General features: G+C 52.1%; 24 protein-coding genes, 1 pseudogene and 1 riboswitch. Of the genes and pseudogenes, 13 read left to right on the plus strand and 12 right to left on the minus strand.

The features are described 5' to 3' along the window. The first annotated feature begins 286 nt into the window (after positions 1-286). The gene (locus tag AC3WQH_RS22190; protein ID WP_005834818.1) at positions 287-493 is read left to right on the plus strand and encodes a hypothetical protein; all 207 of its coding nucleotides are present in this window, start codon (positions 287-289) and stop codon (positions 491-493) included. Between the two features lie 241 nt (positions 494-734). Continuing rightward, positions 735-917, plus strand: a complete 183-nt coding sequence (locus tag AC3WQH_RS22195; RefSeq protein ID WP_122952735.1) for a hypothetical protein — start codon at positions 735-737, stop codon at positions 915-917. Positions 918-1,245: 328 nt separating this feature from the next. Here the strand turns inward: AC3WQH_RS22195 and AC3WQH_RS22200 are convergent, their stop codons facing one another. Then, positions 1,246-1,725, minus strand: coding sequence for a GAF domain-containing protein (locus AC3WQH_RS22200; RefSeq protein ID WP_005834822.1), 480 nt, complete (start codon positions 1,723-1,725; stop codon positions 1,246-1,248). Positions 1,726-1,930: 205 nt separating this feature from the next. Here AC3WQH_RS22200 and msrA point away from each other — a divergent pair, with 205 nt between their 5' ends. Then, positions 1,931-2,455 (plus strand): peptide-methionine (S)-S-oxide reductase MsrA, encoded by a 525-nt coding sequence (gene msrA, locus AC3WQH_RS22205; RefSeq protein WP_005834824.1) that lies wholly within the window; start codon positions 1,931-1,933, stop codon positions 2,453-2,455. A gap of 223 nt (positions 2,456-2,678) precedes the next feature. Here msrA and AC3WQH_RS22210 read toward each other — a convergent pair whose 3' ends face one another. Next, positions 2,679-2,876 carry a hypothetical protein gene (locus tag AC3WQH_RS22210; protein ID WP_005834826.1) on the minus strand — a complete coding sequence of 66 codons (198 nt, stop codon included), beginning with the start codon at positions 2,874-2,876 and terminating at the stop codon, positions 2,679-2,681. A 324-nt stretch (positions 2,877-3,200) separates the two neighbouring features. Then, complete coding sequence (locus AC3WQH_RS22215; protein WP_007781960.1) at positions 3,201-3,548, minus strand: YkgJ family cysteine cluster protein; 348 nt, start codon at positions 3,546-3,548, stop codon at positions 3,201-3,203. 147 nt (positions 3,549-3,695) lie between these two features. Here AC3WQH_RS22215 and AC3WQH_RS22220 point away from each other — a divergent pair, with 147 nt between their 5' ends. After that, positions 3,696-3,974, plus strand: a complete 279-nt coding sequence (locus AC3WQH_RS22220) for a DUF3862 domain-containing protein (protein ID WP_005834830.1) — start codon at positions 3,696-3,698, stop codon at positions 3,972-3,974. Between the two features lie 66 nt (positions 3,975-4,040). Here the strand turns inward: AC3WQH_RS22220 and AC3WQH_RS22225 are convergent, their stop codons facing one another. The 3 genes from AC3WQH_RS22225 to AC3WQH_RS22235 all read right to left on the minus strand — a co-directional run bounded on the left by AC3WQH_RS22225 (position 4,041) and on the right by AC3WQH_RS22235 (position 5,589). Further along, positions 4,041-4,718 carry an O-methyltransferase gene (locus AC3WQH_RS22225; RefSeq protein ID WP_005834832.1) on the minus strand — a complete coding sequence of 226 codons (678 nt, stop codon included), beginning with the start codon at positions 4,716-4,718 and terminating at the stop codon, positions 4,041-4,043. A gap of 102 nt (positions 4,719-4,820) precedes the next feature. Then, complete coding sequence (locus AC3WQH_RS22230) at positions 4,821-5,261, minus strand: hypothetical protein (RefSeq protein ID WP_025847757.1); 441 nt, start codon at positions 5,259-5,261, stop codon at positions 4,821-4,823. 31 nt (positions 5,262-5,292) lie between these two features. Beyond that, positions 5,293-5,589, minus strand: a complete 297-nt coding sequence (locus AC3WQH_RS22235; protein WP_290426143.1) for a hypothetical protein — start codon at positions 5,587-5,589, stop codon at positions 5,293-5,295. Between the two features lie 749 nt (positions 5,590-6,338). Here AC3WQH_RS22235 and AC3WQH_RS22240 point away from each other — a divergent pair. Further along, on the plus strand, positions 6,339-6,785 hold the full coding sequence (locus AC3WQH_RS22240) for a YhcN/YlaJ family sporulation lipoprotein (RefSeq protein WP_005834837.1): 447 nt from the start codon (positions 6,339-6,341) through the stop codon (positions 6,783-6,785). 140 nt (positions 6,786-6,925) lie between these two features. On the opposite strand, the gene AC3WQH_RS22245 is transcribed toward AC3WQH_RS22240, so the two are convergent. Continuing rightward, positions 6,926-7,165 (minus strand): hypothetical protein, encoded by a 240-nt coding sequence (locus tag AC3WQH_RS22245; protein WP_005834838.1) that lies wholly within the window; start codon positions 7,163-7,165, stop codon positions 6,926-6,928. A gap of 282 nt (positions 7,166-7,447) precedes the next feature. Here AC3WQH_RS22245 and AC3WQH_RS22250 point away from each other — a divergent pair, with 282 nt between their 5' ends. Both AC3WQH_RS22250 and AC3WQH_RS22255 read left to right on the plus strand, forming a co-directional pair. Further along, entirely contained in the window at positions 7,448-8,380 is a 933-nt protein-coding gene (locus AC3WQH_RS22250; protein ID WP_206699211.1) for a bile acid:sodium symporter family protein, read from the plus strand. Between the two features lie 268 nt (positions 8,381-8,648). After that, positions 8,649-8,942: a YolD-like family protein gene (locus AC3WQH_RS22255; protein ID WP_005834845.1), complete on the plus strand. Its 294-nt coding sequence runs from the start codon at positions 8,649-8,651 to the stop codon at positions 8,940-8,942. Positions 8,943-9,178: 236 nt separating this feature from the next. Here the strand turns inward: AC3WQH_RS22255 and AC3WQH_RS22260 are convergent, their stop codons facing one another. From AC3WQH_RS22260 to AC3WQH_RS22270, 3 genes are all read right to left on the minus strand, one after another. Continuing rightward, on the minus strand, positions 9,179-9,403 hold the full coding sequence (locus AC3WQH_RS22260) for a hypothetical protein (RefSeq protein ID WP_005834846.1): 225 nt from the start codon (positions 9,401-9,403) through the stop codon (positions 9,179-9,181). A 162-nt stretch (positions 9,404-9,565) separates the two neighbouring features. Further along, the gene (locus AC3WQH_RS22265; RefSeq protein WP_007781980.1) at positions 9,566-9,766 is read right to left on the minus strand and encodes a hypothetical protein; all 201 of its coding nucleotides are present in this window, start codon (positions 9,764-9,766) and stop codon (positions 9,566-9,568) included. A gap of 69 nt (positions 9,767-9,835) precedes the next feature. Further along, positions 9,836-10,846, minus strand: coding sequence for a glycerophosphodiester phosphodiesterase family protein (locus tag AC3WQH_RS22270; protein WP_327920019.1), 1,011 nt, complete (start codon positions 10,844-10,846; stop codon positions 9,836-9,838). 167 nt (positions 10,847-11,013) lie between these two features. On the opposite strand from AC3WQH_RS22270, the gene AC3WQH_RS22275 reads away from it, so the two are divergent. Both AC3WQH_RS22275 and AC3WQH_RS22280 read left to right on the plus strand, forming a co-directional pair. Next, positions 11,014-11,259, plus strand: coding sequence for a hypothetical protein (locus AC3WQH_RS22275; RefSeq protein ID WP_005834849.1), 246 nt, complete (start codon positions 11,014-11,016; stop codon positions 11,257-11,259). A gap of 28 nt (positions 11,260-11,287) precedes the next feature. After that, positions 11,288-11,638, plus strand: a complete 351-nt coding sequence (locus AC3WQH_RS22280) for a DUF952 domain-containing protein (protein ID WP_007781987.1) — start codon at positions 11,288-11,290, stop codon at positions 11,636-11,638. 4 nt (positions 11,639-11,642) lie between these two features. Here AC3WQH_RS22280 and AC3WQH_RS22285 read toward each other — a convergent pair whose 3' ends face one another. Continuing rightward, on the minus strand, positions 11,643-11,864 hold the full coding sequence (locus tag AC3WQH_RS22285; RefSeq protein WP_005834853.1) for a hypothetical protein: 222 nt from the start codon (positions 11,862-11,864) through the stop codon (positions 11,643-11,645). Positions 11,865-11,984: 120 nt separating this feature from the next. On the opposite strand from AC3WQH_RS22285, the pseudogene tlp reads away from it, so the two are divergent. The 4 genes and pseudogenes from tlp to AC3WQH_RS22305 all read left to right on the plus strand — a co-directional run bounded on the left by tlp (position 11,985) and on the right by AC3WQH_RS22305 (position 14,356). Next, positions 11,985-12,206 (plus strand): annotated as a pseudogene (tlp, locus tag AC3WQH_RS22290) (small acid-soluble spore protein Tlp). 139 nt (positions 12,207-12,345) lie between these two features. Next, positions 12,346-13,458 carry a tRNA 2-thiouridine(34) synthase MnmA gene (gene mnmA / locus AC3WQH_RS22295; RefSeq protein ID WP_005834859.1) on the plus strand — a complete coding sequence of 371 codons (1,113 nt, stop codon included), beginning with the start codon at positions 12,346-12,348 and terminating at the stop codon, positions 13,456-13,458. Between the two features lie 19 nt (positions 13,459-13,477). Next, positions 13,478-13,810 (plus strand): hypothetical protein, encoded by a 333-nt coding sequence (locus AC3WQH_RS22300; RefSeq protein ID WP_005834861.1) that lies wholly within the window; start codon positions 13,478-13,480, stop codon positions 13,808-13,810. Between the two features lie 33 nt (positions 13,811-13,843). After that, positions 13,844-14,356: an ACT domain-containing protein gene (locus tag AC3WQH_RS22305; RefSeq protein WP_005834863.1), complete on the plus strand. Its 513-nt coding sequence runs from the start codon at positions 13,844-13,846 to the stop codon at positions 14,354-14,356. A gap of 125 nt (positions 14,357-14,481) precedes the next feature. Here AC3WQH_RS22305 and AC3WQH_RS22310 read toward each other — a convergent pair whose 3' ends face one another. After that, positions 14,482-15,303, minus strand: coding sequence for an alpha/beta hydrolase (locus tag AC3WQH_RS22310; protein WP_492332250.1), 822 nt, complete (start codon positions 15,301-15,303; stop codon positions 14,482-14,484). 174 nt (positions 15,304-15,477) lie between these two features. Then, a riboswitch (cobalamin riboswitch) is annotated at positions 15,478-15,675 on the plus strand. The last annotated feature ends 144 nt before the right edge of the window (positions 15,676-15,819 follow it).

The following is a 15,819-nucleotide window of genomic DNA, read 5'->3' on the forward strand; positions in this document are numbered from 1 at the left end:
CCCAGTCCAATACCGGGAATCGATCGCCGCTTAAGATAGCGTCTTTTTTTAGTGTCTACTTGACGGGGCTATGACCAATGCCTTACGATATATAGGGTACCATTTTCCAAGAGGGAATGGAATAAAAAGGGAGATTTTTTGGCCTTTGGCAGTCCGCAGGGAACGAGCGACGCACTGCTTGCGCATTTAGCAGATAGTGGTAATATTAAAAAGGAATCCTATCTTCTGGAAAAATAATCATCCTGGCAATGGGGCTGCATCAAGAGAGAGAAAGGGGGCTGGAACTGTGCTGGATTTTGGCGCTGTCGCTTTGGAATGGAACACAATGCTGGTCCAATTGATCGTTTTCCTCCCGGTGCTGCTGTTTTACGCGTTTGTCATTTATGCGATAGCGAAAACGCTCAGTTTCATGAAAACAAAAATACAGCTTGACCGCGAGCGCAATCAAAAGCTCGATGAACTGCTTGAGAGCCAAAGACGTACGCAAAAGTAAACGGCTGGGATATCAAGGAAAGCAACATGGAGAAAAGCAAGCGATTGATACCCGCTTAGAAAAGGCGTCCCTCGCCATGGGCAACAGCAGGTGCGCCAGCAAGATCGAAAAAACGCCGCTTTTTGCCTCTTCCGATAGACACGGCCAGGCCAAATGACAGAATCGTTGCAAGCTAATGAAACCTGGGAAGAGGATGGCGTTTCGATGCAAAACGTAGACTTTACAGAAGCTGCACCAATATTTGAACGATCTTTCCGCAAGTGTCCGGCAAGCAGGCGACGTAACAGGCCATTCCTTGTCGGAGGTGACGAGGCAGCTCGCTTCGCTGCAGGAGCAAATCCAGACCACGAATTACTTGCTGACGGGCTTATTGATGCTGCACGTCGCTTTCCTCGTTGTTTTGATCTGGAAAAAGAGCAAGTAACGAGGCAAAAAGCCGCGCGTTTCGGTTCTATGCGCCGATTCCGGGGGCGATTTGCAACTGGGAGACGAGCGCCGTGCAGCGAATAAGAGCGAAGACGAAAAAGCAAGTGATAAAAGAGCGGGCAAAACACTACTGCCGAAAATGAAAGCAAGTCCATGAAAGCAAAAAAGAGCAGAGGGAGCCTGCTCTTTTTTTACTAGCCAAGAAGAGAGAAACAGTCGCATCGACAGGAAGGCAACGAAGGCTGCACCAAAGCCCCAAAAGATGGACGAAGCTACATTCCGCACACGGAGGGGCAAGCATTCGTTCCTGCCCTGCGGAAGCGCGCCTACAAAAAGCGAACGAGCGCCTGCACGAACTTTTCCAAATAAAGCTGATCGACTTCGTCAAATCGGTTTTTTCGCGGGCTGTCGATGTCGAGCACGCCGAGAAGCTGGCCGTCTTTTATGATCGGCACGACGATTTCCGATTCGGATGCGGCGTCGCAGGCGATATGGCCGGGGAACAAGTGCACATCTTCCACGCGAACAGTTTCCCGCTTCTCCGCCGCGGTGCCGCATACGCCTTTGCCAAACGGAATGCGCACGCACGCAGGCAGCCCCTGGAACGGTCCAAGCACCAGCTCATTCCCATCATTGAGGTAAAAGCCGACCCAGTTTACTTCCTCGAAAAATTGGTTCAGCAAAGCGGCGGCGTTTGCCAGATTGGCGACCTGGTTGGATTCGCCTGCAAGCAGCGCTTCTAGCTGTTTGATGACCAGTTCGTAGTTTTCTTCTTTTTTTCCTTGAAACTTTTCGAGTTTGAACATGAAAGCTACCTCCCACCCGCTGAGCATCTGTTGATCTACTCCGCCATTATAAACCATCCGGGTGAGAAATGGCTCCGGCAAATTCGCCGAGAGTATGCGGCTGGCCCCAAGTTTTGCTAGAAGCTGGTAGAGAGCTCTAGTACAATGAAGGGAGATATACCGAATTTTCTCGTGGGCAAGGCATGGATAGGAGGCAAAAGACAGCATGGAAAAAGCGACATTTGCCGGAGGGTGCTTCTGGTGCATGGTTACTCCGTTTGAAGAGTTGCCAGGGATCGGAGGCATCGTCTCGGGTTATACAGGGGGCTCGGTCGAGAACCCGACCTACGAACAGGTCAAAACGGGGCAGACCGGGCACTGGGAAGCGGTTCAAATTACGTTCGACCCGGAGCTGTTCCCTTATGAGAGACTGCTCGAGCTGTATTGGCAGCAAATTGATCCGACAGATCCTGACGGGCAGTTTCATGATCGCGGCAGCCAGTATCGCACAGCCATTTTTACGCACAATGAAAAACAGCACGAACTGGCAGTCCAGTCCAAAAAAGCGCTGGAGGCGAGCGGCCGCTTCTCGAAGCCGATTGTCACGGAAATTTTGCCTGCTGCTCCGTTTTATCCGGCAGAAGAATACCACCAGGGCTACCACAAGAAAAATCCGAAGCATTACAAGGAAGACCGCGAGAAATCCGGGCGCGACGCGTACATTCAGGAGCATTGGAAGGAAACGACATAAGCGCGGCAGCAAAAACAGCACAGTAGCAGAGCCGAACAGGCTGCTGGCAGTCCCCGTCTTTTGGCAAAAGGCGGGTTTTTTTGTTCGCTCATCCAAACGACTCTTAGCGAACGCTTCGGCCAAGCCAGGTGTGTGATCTGGAGCGCCGTTCGTACGTGCTGCTGCCGACCGCCCGATACAGCTCTGTCTCCTTCGTCGTGCAAGCTTTTTCGAACGGCACCGTTTAGAGTACAAACAGGCCGCTAAACCACGGCAACGCAAAATAGACGAGCGCACACACGAGTAGAAACAACATCGTTTTTAACAGCATGCCTGCCAAAAAGCTGTCAGTGGGCAGGCTGCGCTCGATCAGCCTTTCGAATGCGAGAAAAAGCGTGATAGCCAGACAAGCGAGCAGGCCAAAGCCGATGAACGGTCCCATCTAGCAGACACCTCCCGGAAATTTCAACAGCGCCTTCCTTCTCTTTACGTCTAGTGTCCATGCCGGTGGATTTCGGCTTCAACCCCGGAAAAGTCCCAAAAGATCGAGAAGATGAGCAACCCGATAGCCAGGACATACAGCCATCTGATTCGGTAAGACGGTGACGCGACAATCAATACCCAGGCGATGAAAAGCAGCCAAAGGATTCCGTTGCTTATAATATCGTCGAACATAGGCGAAGATCCCTCCCCATGGACAATACGGTTTTGGGGATTTTTGGTTACAGGAGAGGGGGAGAAGCGACGCGCCATGGCAAGCGGAGTGTCAGCGAAAATCTTTCCACGTAAAATCAATGCTCAGGTGGCCGATGTACCTCTCTTTGATTGCGACCTTTCCTTTGGTGGCCAGCTCCGGCTTGCGAAAGCAGACGAGGTCTTCGTGATAGCCGAACATGCGGCATATCTCCGGACGAAACGAATGAATGCCGCACTGATCTTTGTTCATGTCATAAAAAATACAGGTTCCGCTAAAGCGGGGCTGCTGCTCCAAGTTTTCGCGCAGCTTTTTCGGCATGGCCTTCAGCTTCTTATGTATGTGCTTGCGCTCTTTTTCCGTGATCGGCACAGGACCGCAGCATAAGCCTTTGCAGTCTTGGCATGGCAGTGTATTCACAAAAGCACAACCTTTCTATCTGTTCTTTGCTGTTTGTTGTGTAAAGAATAGTATGAAAGGTTTATTTTGAATTGTAAATAAAAATAATTCCATCTTATCACAAAATGAAATTTTTGTCAATGTGCAATTTGTTTTAAAAGTTGCCATTTGCGGCGAGAAAAAAGGGCGGCCAGCACGGAGTCGGCGAACAGCGACAAGGCGAAAATTACAAAAGCAGCCTTTGACCAGATAGAAAACGGGATGACGTATGACGAAGTGAAAAACATCATCGGCGGAGAAGGTGAGCTGCTCTCCGAAGCGGGCAATAAAGGAGAGCAATTTCATGCCGTGGTCTACATGTACGAAGGGGAAGCGGCAGGCAGCAACGCCAGCTTTACCTTTCTGGATGGCAAGCTGCAAGTCAAAGGCCAATATGGGCTGAAATAAACCAAACCCGTCTTTGCAGCAAGCGCAAACGACGGGTTTTTCTTCGCAGGATGTCTGTACGGCTCGTTAACGCGGATCTTCCGTTACCAGCGCGATGGCAAAGCCGTCGTAGCCTTTGCTGCCGACCGTTTGAATTGCGGTCGCGCTAACCGTCGGCTTGTTTGCGACCAGATCGGCGAATTGCCGGACGCCGACAATGTTCGGATCGCTGGTGGCTTCGTCGACGACGGCACCTTTGCGCACCACGTTATCGGTAATGATGACGCTGCCTTTTCGCGAGAACTTCAGCGCCCAGCGGAAGTAGTCCGGATTGTTTTTCTTGTCGGCGTCGATGAAGATGAGGTCAAACGGTCCCTGTTTTTCATCCGCGAGCGCAGAAAGGCTGTCCAAGGCGTCTCCAAGCCTGATCTCGACCACCGATTCCAGCCCGGCACGGGCGATGTTGGCTTTGGCCACCTCGGCATGCTTCGGTGCCGCTTCCAGCGTGATGAGCCGACCGTCGGCAGGTAAGGCGCGGGCTAGCCAAATCGTACTGTAGCCGCCCAGTGTCCCGATCTCCAAAATCGTCCGGGCTCCCTGGATTCGTGCCAGCAGATGGAGAAATTTTCCCTGATTGGGCGCGACGTCGATAGGCGGGAGGCCAGCGGAAGCGTTGTTTTCCAGCACGGCTTCCAGGATCGGATCGGCTGAAACGAATTTTTGCGTAAAATACTCGTCTACGGCTGTCCATTGTTCGCGATTCATGGTTTCCCTCCTTTTTATGACAAGGCTACGAAAAGAGCATATGGCAAAAACAGCATATCATAAAAGCTGCATCGTCGAAATATTGGAAATGCAAAGGCGATTTCAGCGCAAGAAATTGAGGAAGCCAACGACGATGAGAAAGCCCAGAAACGCTATGATTCCGTAAACCAAATACGTTGGCAGCCTGTCAAAGCCTCCCGTCGCTGCTTCAGCTTCGTGCTCTCGCGCGCCAATGGACGAAGCATTCCCCCCGGAAGGATTCGCGGCGCCCGACTCGTGACCTGGACGAACGGATGGCTGCTTGGGAGTCGACAAAACGATCCCGACGATCAAGAGAAAAAGGCTTGCCGCCAGAAAAAAGGTCACAAAGCCGTTGGTGAACAGGGAGGGAAGCTCCGGCTGCGTGGGAAACTGCCCGGTGGCAGAGGCGGCTTGCATTTGCCCGATCCAGATGTAGTAGGCGAGCATTCTTTCAAGCGTGTAGAGCAACCCGCTGGCTAGAAACAAAATCATGCTGAGCGTATAGGCAAGCTTTGCAGTCAATGGATTTGCACTCACTTTCTGTCAACGACAATTATTGGAGGTACGTCATGTAGATGGCTGCGAAAAAGCATATGGCTGCACTAAAGGAGAGCAGCGCGGTAGCCATCCTGGAAAGCGGGTGGTTGTGCTTGCTTGGAAACCAGCTAGATTGCTGCAGCCGATTGCGGTAGTAAACGAGCAGGAGGAGAAACAAGGCGGCGTGCGCCAAAAAAATGCCTTCCCCCGGCGCTTGTTCGGGAAAAAACAAGGTGACCACCGGGCCTGTCACCACCAAAAAAATGGCCATGCAAATCAGTATGCGAATGATTTCCAAAAAAAATCGAAACAAAATGAGCATCGTTATCACCATGTACATTGTAACATAATTGGATATTTTGAGGAATAATGGTATTTGTTATGGAGCCTTACGGAAAAATAGAGGAAACAATTGCGTCCGTTACCATTATTTTCGCATGGTATTATCGTCCAATTCTAGCGATAATAGAAAAGTAATCCAAGCTAGCTAGTATAATCCAACTTGGGGATTCGATGCGTTCGACTGAATTTATGCAGATAGGTCGACGCTATTTTTTTGTTCCATACATAGGTATAATTACCTAAAATTGATCGTTGTTTAGGGGAAGATCGTACTTTATGATTAGATCATTCACGTATGACATATGCGTACTACCCCGTACGCCCCGGCCGGAAGTTGCGGCTGGGATTTTTTTTGCCGTCCGGCATCCAATGATCTCCTATCGCGTTTTGACGCGCTTTTGGTATATTCTATACGAGGACTCACAATGTTCTTGGGGTCCGCGGTGGCTCAAAAATGCAGAGGAGCCACCGCTTTTTTTATACAGATTCTTATCCAGTATGAGGGCAACTAAAGCCTTGCCAATGTCTTGGCGCAGCCAAGTTTTTTGCTGCGACGAAAGCCTTACTTGCAACAAAAGCGAGCCATACATATTCAGGTCTTTTGTACCATACTTTCGGCTGTGCGTTGGCGAGAACTTGCCATGGAAGGATCGCGCATTCATACATGCTCCATTTCCGGTCATCCTAAAGAAAGGGAAAATTGATCTGGAGGTGTTTCGCATGCGAACGATCCTTGCTGTTTTGGCGCTTGTCTTGGCGATTACGGGCTGCACGGGCAAGAACAACGCGCAAACCCAGCAGAAAAACGACGCGGAGCCGTTGTGCACTCCGGCGCCCGTGCGCCATACCGAATGGGAGGAGCAGGCAAAGGCGATTGCAGGCAGGGTGGATGGCATTGACGAAGTGGCAGCCGTCCACATCGACAAAGACCTGAACCTAGCGATCAAGGTGAGCAATTTCAACCGCTTTCGGCTGGAGTCGATTGAAAAAGAAGTCTCTGGCAAGCTGAAGGAGGCTTTTCCGGATTCAAAAATCCACGTGACCTCTGACAAGAAGCTGTTTATGGATTTGCAAGCGATGAGCGGCGCTCCGTGGCCAACGGATGTCAAGGAAGCGTGCCAGAAAAAGAAAGCGAGCAAAAAGCTGGAAAAGAAAATGAAAGGGTAATAGCGGTCTAGCGCCTCGGCTTGCCAAAAAGGTGGCCGAGGCTTTTTGCGGTCGGTGAACAAGCAGGCGAGGCGAACGGTTGCCGATGAACAACGCATCGAGGGCAAAAGAAAAACTCCCGGGATGGGAGTTGGATTCGTTTAATAGCAATCGCCATGAACACGGTCACGGTCATGATCGCGGTCACGATGCAAGTCGACGCCGCGCAGCTCGTCTTTCGCTTTCTCAACCAGCACTTGATAATCCCTTACCACTTCGGTCAGGGCAGAAACGGATTCTTTGTAATCCGGCTCATTACAAATCCCATCAATGGCCCGATGGAGGTGGTACATTTTATCTTCGGTTTTGCGGATAAATTCTACCCAATCCATTCCGTTCATAAAAATACCTCCTTTCCTTGCCTTAGGCTTTACCCGATGACAGAGAAGTATGCAACGATTTGTCTGGCAGCCTGCGCAAGAGCGGATAAAATCATTTTTTTCGACACTTTGTCTTACCATGTTTATCTCTTTACTATGGAAATAAACTTGCCTAGTGCGTAATATAAGAGGATGGAATTTTTCGTTGAGCCGTGAGAGAAGATCCGTGGAGCGTTTTCGGAAGCGAATGAGGTGGAGAGTGTGGATGTTTTAGCAAGAGTAAACAAGTCATTGGAAAAAATAATGCCGGTATTGACTCCGAGCAGTGTGGCGATTGGCGTGTTGGCCGGGACTCATCTTCAGCCCTATGCCTTTTTGTCGCCGTGGGTGTTTGCCTTTATGACCTTTGCCGGGAGTTTGGGAGCGGGGTTCAAGGAATTTGCCAAAGTATTGACACGGCCGCTGCCGCTCGTCGTCAATTTGCTGATTTTGCATGCGCTGATGCCGTTTATCGCCTGGGGAGTGGCTCATCTGCTCTACCCGGACGACATGCATGTCGTCACAGGCTTTTTGTTGGCTGCACTTATACCGACCGGGATTTCCAGCTTTCTCTGGTCGTCGATTTACATGGGCAATATTGCTCTGACGCTTTCGATTATTTTGCTAGATACGATGATTTCGCCGCTTGTCGTTCCGTTTGGCATGTACGTTTTGCTCGGGGCAAAGGTGGAGATGGACACGTGGGACATGATGCAGGGGCTGTTTTACATGATTGTGCTGCCGTCGCTTGCCGGGATGCTGCTGCATCATTTTTCGCAGGGGAGGGTCAAAAAGACGTTGGCTCCCAAGCTCGCTCCGTTTTCCAAGCTGGGCATGGGTGTTGTCGTTGCCATCAACAGCTCGATGGTCGCAAGCTATTTCCACGCCTTTGATGCCAGGCTGCTGGGAATGGCGCTGGTCGTTCTTTTCCTCGCGATTTTGGGCTACCTGCTCGGGTGGTGGATCTCCCGGCTCTTTGGCTGGGAGCGCGATGTGATCGTGACCTTGACCTTTAACAGCGGGATGCGCAACATCAGTGCCGGAGCGGTCATGGCGATTACGTATTTCCCGGCGACAGTCGCGCTGCCTGTCGTGCTCGGGATGCTGTTCCAGCAGACGCTCGCTTCCACCTTTGGCAAGTTTTTGGACGTCGTGGAGAAAACACCGAAAAAAATCATCCAGGAAGCCGCGCAGTAGAAAGCAGGGAAATCCTGCTTTTTTTTATTGCTTGTTCGCATGTTGTTCGTATATAATACATACAAACGTACGTTCGAGGTGAGGCTTTTGCTGGAGACAATAGTTGTGCCCGTCCACAATGTGATGAAGCGGGTTCCGGTGCTGACAACTGTACATCTTCGTGTCTACAAAATGCTGGAGAACGGAATAGAGATCAACACAATCGCGGCGGATCGCCAGATGAGGCGCGCCGTCAACGATTTGTGCAGGTTAGGGTGGGTGAAAGCAAGTGGGGATCGGAACTAGCTATGCGGGACGGCAAGCTTCCCGGCAGCGCACTACTCCGCCGGGGGTCACGAAGCAGGAGCGCGAATCGTTTTTGTATTTGCTTCGCGACTCGGGCAGGGAGGATTACGCGGTGACGGTAAGCTGGTGGGTTTCGTTGGACGGCGAGTGCGGCAACACGCAAAGCATGTGGGGCGTGGTCAAGTGGGTCGATCCGAAAGCGCGCAAAGTCCAGTTGGTCAACGAAACGAGAAGCGAATGGATTGAGCTGGAGCAGATCGTGAATGTGCGCGGCTGAGCTTGGAGTTTTAGCGGCAGGCACAAAAGAAGGAGGGCGACTATGCCCTCCTTTTTCGTTTGGATGAGGAAGTAAAAAGATATTATGTAAGAAAACCTAACACAAAATCAAGAAAATTGCCAAAAAGCGTTGACAATCGACTGTGATATGTTAGTATATATTACATAGCATGCATTCTCTCCACTTCCTATCTTCGACCCAGAAATGGGTCCTTTTTTTTTGCCCGGATAGCTTGCCTATTGCGGATAAGGCTTGCCATCGCCCTTGAACAGCTTGCTCACCATCTCGTACAGACGGCCCGGCATGTTCGGGAACACGAACGAATACTGATCGGCTCCCTCCTTTAGCAAAGCGACAGGGGCTTCGATCGTGTAAGGAATTTTCATCAAGTCGAGCATTTTTTTGTACTCATCCACCATGGCGTGATCGACTGTATAGTAAAACGATTTGGAAGGGTTCATTTGTGCACGCTCCTTTTCCATATTGTAGCATAGGAAGGCGTTTGTTTGAACGAGACATAATATTTATTATGTTAACGAAATGACCGTCTGAACGACAAAAAACACTCTGCTGTCAGGCAAACAGAGTGTTTTTACGCGTGCGCATGCAAGGGACGGGACCGCCTAGCTGCTGAAAAAACTTCTGCTGGAGTGCTTCCGCTTGTAGTGGGAGCTGCCGTAATGGGAGTGCCCATGCCCGTGCCGATGTCCGTGGCTGGAACCGTATCCTTTGCGATACTTGTAGTCGCTGCTGCTGTATTTCCGGTATTTGTGGGAAGAAGTCGAGTGATTACCCAGTAAATTTTTCAATAGCTTTTTTAACATCTCCATCACTCCCAGTCGTCGTGTAGGATCGGTTTATATTCGTATTTACGAATATGCTTGGCAATCGTTTCAGTTCCCTGCGAATTTTTCGGGAAAAACAGGTCCGATCCGGTCAATCCGGTTCGTCCAGATACCGCCCGTAAACGTAGCAGGCACCCGGTCGAGGTCAGCAGGCGTATCGAAGCCTGCGGAAAAATCGCCGCTTCCGGCTACAAGGATGGCGCGCGTATTTACTGCTTCCATTCTCGCCATGAAACGGTTCGGCCAACCCCACAGCCATGGCGCGATTTGATCGGGAATGTGGAGCTGGGTGTGGGCGCAGGCGTCGGGAACGTAACCGGACCAGCCCGCCGCTATGTACGGGATCAGACAGCTTTTCATCGTATCCATCGAGATGACGCGCAGCTCCGGGATTTGGCTCTTCACCGCGGCGATCGGCTCGTCGCCTCCGTAGACTGTCAGCTTTTCCAGCCGTTCTTTTGGCAGAGACTGCAAGGCGTCCGCGAGCGCCTGTCCTTCGTTTGGATCGTTGCTCTTGATATGGATGAGCAGAGACTCGTCGGGGAACGCTTTGAGCACATCGGTTAACGACGGCATCAGCCCGATGCCTTTTCCGCGAAACGGATAGGTGCGTCCTCCGTCTGCCGTATAGTTGTAGCCGATATCGAGCTTCTGCAGGTCGGCCAGGGTAAAATCTCTGGTGACGCCGTCGCCGTTCGTGCGACAGCCGAGCGTCCAGTCGTGGAACACGGCAAATTGCCCGTCTTTCGTCCAGTGGACGTCAAATTCCACGACGTCGGCACCTGCTGCGAAGGCGGCTTTCATGGACGGCAGCGTGTTTTCCAGATACGGATGCTCCGGCGGGTAAATTCGTTCGGCTGTACACGTCTCGTTCGTCAGCCCTTCCATGTGAAAGGTCTGCGCCATTCCGCGGTGGGCGAGCAAAAAGGGAGAGCCGGCAGGCGGAGCAGCCAGGTAGGAGCTGTTGACGAAAAAGACGTAGGCGACAAACAAAAGCGGGATCCAGACCACTTTTTTGCGGTACCATTGCTTGCGCGGTCTGTTATCGGAAGTGGACATGACTTGTAATCCTCCAGCGTCGTGACTTTTTGTGCGTTCATTCTATCAAAATGCGGACGCAAGCGGAAATCCTTTTTCGCCGGAGAGAGCAGGGGTTGGCATGGAGGAAAAAGACTGGCAAAATAGATGAATAATTGAAACCAGAATGGACAGAGCAGGGGGATTCCATGAAAATAGCGCTACACCAGATCGCCTATCAGATCGGGATGCACCCGGCAGAGATGGCGAAGCTGGTCTACGAAGGAGAAGTCACGGGCGAAGTGCCTGACCGCAACCCGCAAGCGAAGGATGCGTGGGTAGATTTGCATTCGTTGAAAAACTTCATTGAATGGAAGTTCGATCAGGGCGCCTTCGACCAGATGTTTTTCGATAAAGCCATGCGCCATCTCAACAAGGCGATGGGGAAAAAATAAAGCGGTGCGACAAGGGAGAGAACACAACATGCAGCCATCGATCATTTATTGTATGTGCCCAAAAGCTTATTGGGAGAAATGGGCGGACAAAGACCATTACCTGCCTCGCGACTACGAGCAGGAAGGGTTCATTCACGCCACAAAAGGCGAGGAGCTGCTCGGCAAGGTAGCAGACCGGGTGTACGGCGCGTTCGATGAGGAGTTGTACGTGCTCGTCGTGGACGAGACAAAATCGCCTTCGCCCGTGAAGTACGAGCAGGCCAAGGACGGGCTTTTGTATCCGCACATTTACGGCCCGCTCCATCGCGAGGCGATAGTAGACGTGAGGCGCATGCTGAAAACAGACGGGCACTGGCACATCGGTCCGTCCATCCGCTAATGCCCTATCCGTTCCAGTTGAACTGCGCGAGCAAATCCAGCACCTCGCGACGCTTGGCTGGCGGCAACTTGTCGAGCCTGCGCAGCAAGAGGGCGATTCGTTTGCGCTGCTCGCTTTCGCCGGAAGACTCGGCGCGCTTGCTCACCCATTGGCGTTTGAGCCGGACAGGGTCTGTCTCCGCTATGATCCGCAGCAGCTTTCGTTCCAGAAAATCCAGAGAAGCCATGTGAAAAACCTTCTTTTTCGCAAAGTCCGTTCTCTCTATCCTATCATACATAATTGTTCCGCGAACGAAGCACAATGGTACAGGTAGTGAATCATACTGGCAAAGTGAGGAGTGTTTTTCATGGCAAAACCGGACGATCGTTCTGACAACGCAGCCAAGCTGCAAGAAATGCTGCAAAACACGGAAGAGAGCATTCGCGAGTCGGAAGATTACCTGGCGGCACACGCGGGCGAGATTTCCGAAGAGGAATGAGCGAACATCGAGGCGAAAAACCAGCGCCGTGCAGAGAGCATCGAAGGGTTCCGCTCCGAGATTAAAGACGAAGTTTCCCAAAGTGAATAACGTGCTCATCAACGCCTGTCGCTGTCCATTGCGGCAGGCGTTTTTCACATTAGGCCGACAAAAGTGCAACAAAACATGAATTGTTGGACGAAACATGGTAATCTGTAGATGGACAAATTAAATCAAGAGGAGAAAGACTATGAAACGACCAGAAGATACACGCGTCGTTGTCGGCATGTCCGGCGGGGTCGACTCCTCCGTGACGGCTTACCTGCTCAAGCAACAGGGATATGACGTCATCGGCATCTTCATGAAAAACTGGGATGATACCGATGAATTCGGCCACTGCACGGCGGAAGAAGACTTCCAGGATGTCCGGCGCGTCTGTGAACAAATTGGCATTCCATACTACACCGTGAATTTTGAAAAAGAATACATGGACAAGGTGTTCCAGTATTTTTTGGATGAATATAAACGCGGGCGCACACCGAATCCTGATGTGATGTGCAACCGTGAAATCAAGTTCGGCGAGCTGCTCGCCAAGGTCATGGACCTGGGAGCCGATTACATCGCCACCGGCCATTACGCGCAGGTGAAGTTCATCGACGGAGAGTACAAGCTGATCCGCGGCGCGGACAACAACAAAGACCAGACGTACTTCCTCAATGTGCTCGGCCAGGAGCAGTTGTCAAAAACGATGTTCCCGATCGGGCATTTGCCGAAGCCCGAGGTGCGCAAAATTGCCGAAGAAGCCGGGCTTTACACCGCGAAAAAGAAGGACAGCACAGGGATTTGCTTCATTGGCGAACGCAACTTCCGCGAGTTTTTGCAAAACTACTTGCCAGCCAAGCCCGGCAATATCGAAACGGTAGACGGAGACGTGATCGGGCAGCATGACGGCCTGATGTACTACACGCTCGGCCAGCGCCAAGGCCTGGGGATTGGCGGCGGGCACGGCAAGACCGGCCAGCCGTGGTTTGTGGTGGACAAAGACCTGGAGCGCAACGTCCTGATCGTCGGCGAAGGCTCCAACCATCCCCGCCTGTATTCGAGTAGCTTGCTGGCGACAGACGTAAGCTGGGTGAGCGCGAACAAGCCGACCGAATCGTTTGCGTGCACCGCGAAATTCCGCTATCGCCAGCCGGACCAGCAAGTGACGGTGCACATCCGCGAGGGCAACACCGTAGAAGTCGTTTTCGCCGAGCCGCAAAAAGCGGTTACTCCTGGCCAAGCCGTCGTCTTTTACGATGGGGAAGTGTGCCTGGGCGGAGGTACGATTGACAAGGTGCGTTTGATCGACAAAGAGAATTGAATAACGGGGGAAGCGCTTGGTGGATGCTACGAAAAAGTCAAAAGTGATTATTGTTTCGTTTTTGGCGGGAGCGCTTTTGCTGGGAATACTCGCTTACGTGGGGATGTCGGCCACGAGCAACGAGCACATGACCGTGATCGAGAGCGTCATCAAGGAAAAGGGTGGCGTGATTGAAGCGGGTGGTGTGACAGTGGTTCCTCCCGAGGAGAGTCCCTTCCCGAAAAGCGGAAAGGGCAACACCATCTATCGCATCGTGTACACGAAAGATGGGCAAAGCCTGACAGCCTGGTATCGCTCCGATAACCATTCCTCGATTATCAAGGAACCGGAAGAGTGGATTCTTCCGCATTAAGGATTAACCTGACTGGGAGAGTGAGGGGATTACATGACCCAATATGCTGGACTTCGTGAATTGGCCCAATTGATTCGCAGACTGGAGCCGCAGCTCGCAGGGGCGTCCCTGAGCATTTTGGCCCATGAAAATAAAGAAGAGATCGCTTCGCTTCTGGTGGATGGACTTGGCAGCGGCGTTTCGGTTCAAAACAGCTCCGGCGAGTACGCCAACCATCTGGCGAATTTGCGCGTGGGAGCGAACAAATACACGTTTGCCCAGGACTGGCGCGAAGTGTACATCAGCGAGATCAACTACTGCGCCTGTCGGATCCCTCCGGGCGCTCACGGTCTGTTGGTGCACCATACCGACTATCCGGGCGTCATTTACGACGTGTCCCGCAAGCTGGCTGACCACGAGATCAATATTTCCAAGATGAATGTGTCGCGTGAGCAAAAGGGGAAAAACGCCCTGTTGATTTGCGTCACCGACGAAGAGATTACGCCAACTGTCGTAGCTGCCATCGAGGAGCTGCCGCAGATCAACAAGGTGTTGTCTCTGCAATAGGCGAAAAGAGCAGTAGTGCATGCATGGCCGCTCATCGTTTTCGTATGGGCGGTTTTTTGCGTGTGCCGACTGCCTTGTTTGCTTGCTTGTGTGCATGGAGCGAGGCAAAGAAAAAACTGCCCTGACTAGCGGGCAGTTGGCTTGGAAGCAAAGCGAATAGCGTGACTGATGAGGACGTGCAGGACAGACGTGTGGTTTTCGTCCGGAAATTGGCGGAACGACGCTTCGATCTGCCCGTTGCCCATGGCGGACAACCGTTCAGCCATCGCCTGCGCCTTGACGTTGACGTGGAAGCGGCCGTCGTTTTCCAGCTCCCCGATGACGAGCAGCGCTCTGACCCGCAAGTCGTCTGTGAGCAGGGACGGCAGGCGGCGCTCCTCTTCCAGCAGGACGCTTTCGTTCCAGTGGATCGACGGGCTGCCGGCGATGTAGCATTGGTACGCGTGTGGCCGGGTCAGCAAGGCATGCAGCACGAGCAAGCCGCCGAGCGAATGTCCGAAAATCGTTTGCCGCGTGCGGTCGACGGGCAAGTCCTTTTCGATCGCGGGCTTCACCGTGTCTTCGATGAAGCTGAGGAAGCCTTCTGCCCCGCCCATTTCCGGCCATTCGCCGCCGCGCGGATGAGCGGGCAGCTCGGATGCGGGAACGACATGGGTGAAGTCGTAGTAGCGCGATGGGTGGAACGGCGCTTCTGTCGGGTAGCCGATGCCGACGACGATGGCCGGATCGACGCCCGTTCTTTCCGGAACCCGGCATTGCAGGCGAATCGCTTCGGTCATGGTGCCAAACACCGAGTTGGCATCCAGCAAGTAAATGACCGGGAAGCTGGACGGCGGCAAAGCCACGTCGGGGATGCTGACGAAGATGTGGAACGTGCGGTCGTTGTATGTCATTTTTCTCGTTTGCGAACGCGGAATGGCTACTGCTTCATAAACCGTGCTTTCCATCAGGGGTCACTCTCCAATCGGCCGGTGGCGTTACCTTTTTTGTGCATGAAACCTATTATATGGACGCAAACCAGAGATTGGCAATAGAGAAATGAGAGAGATTATCAGTCGCCAAAATAGAGCATGCCGAGCTTGACTCCTACGATATATTGAGGTAAAGTAAGTTTTACCAACTACATATTGATGCGGACAGGTGTTTGCCACGCTATATTTGGTAGACTTAATAGGGAAGTCGGTGAAATTCCGACGCGGTCCCGCCACTGTGATGAGAGAGTTCCATTTGGTTTTTGCGCCACTGATTCAGCTGATCGGGAAGGCACGAATGGAGCGATGACCCCGAGCCAGGAGACCTGCCTGACCGTCAGCACTGTGTAACCTACGGGAGATAGGGAAGTGTTCGAGCGCTCCATTCGTTTTTCGGCGGATGGATACGATGGGGATCATCATGCGCATTCGACATTTTGGCGTCGGATGCGCTTTTACTTTGGCTAAAAAAGTATAGAACAGCAGTAAAGG

Source organism: Brevibacillus sp. FW301-21C12A (assembly GCF_058788915.1).